This is a genomic window from Pseudoalteromonas sp. SIMBA_162 (genome assembly GCF_046535955.1).
In the GTDB taxonomy this organism is placed as follows: Bacteria; Pseudomonadota; Gammaproteobacteria; order Enterobacterales; family Alteromonadaceae; genus Pseudoalteromonas; species Pseudoalteromonas marina.
The window spans coordinates 1-232 of sequence record NZ_JAWJBQ010001329.1 but is presented as its reverse complement, the minus strand read 5'-3'; the positions used below and the strand labels follow the sequence as shown (position 1 = coordinate 232).

Sequence of the window (232 nt, the reverse complement as noted above, 5' to 3'; positions counted from 1 at the left end):
GTGTAGCCCAAAAGAGGAAGATCAAGCATTAATTAATCGTTTACGCAATGCCAAAAACGTCACATTACGTAACGATCCAGATGGGCGTTCCCGATTAAATGTGAATATCTTTACTGGAGATGTCATAGTGACTGACTTTGGCGACACACCGGCTCTTGGAAATATCCAAACAGATTCGTTGCCAGATGTGTTTGAAAAATGGTTAAATTCCGATTTGGCTCGCAGTTTAAAC

At 40.9% G+C, this 232-nt stretch carries 1 protein-coding gene; it reads left to right on the top strand.

Annotated features, from left to right (window positions below; genetic code table 11):
- Window positions 1–232, top strand: a 232-nt coding sequence (locus R0J88_RS23955) for a hypothetical protein (protein ID WP_410901451.1), incomplete at both ends; no start/stop codon positions are given.